Source organism: Pseudomonas sp. SIMBA_041 (assembly GCF_046535095.1).
Lineage (GTDB): Bacteria > Pseudomonadota > Gammaproteobacteria > Pseudomonadales > Pseudomonadaceae > Aquipseudomonas > Aquipseudomonas mucoides.
Window position 1 is genome coordinate 1 of record NZ_JAWRXJ010000226.1, and the last position, 277, is coordinate 277.

The 277-nt window shown below is 61.0% G+C and carries 1 protein-coding gene; it reads left to right on the plus strand.

From position 1 onward, the window contains the following. Positions 1-20: 20 nt before the first annotated feature. A partial coding sequence (locus SB725_RS30955; protein ID WP_410923202.1) for a cation-transporting P-type ATPase occupies positions 21-277 on the plus strand: 257 nt, incomplete at its 3' end.

The following is a 277-nucleotide window of genomic DNA, read 5'->3' on the forward strand; positions in this document are numbered from 1 at the left end:
CCGAACCCACGACGACCGCCATCCCGACGGGCCTATCGACCGCCGAAGCGCAGCAGCGTAGGGGCAGATTCGGACCCAACGTGGTTGGCGAAACGCTGCCCTCCTTCAGACGACTCCTGCTGACCAAGTTGTGGGCGCCAGTGCCATGGCTGCTGGAAGGCGCAATTGCCCTGCAAATCTTGCTCGGTGCTTATATCGAGGCAGCAATCATCAGCTTGCTCCTTGCGTTCAATATCGCGTTGTCTCTTGCGCAAGAGCAACGCGCCTCCGCCGCACT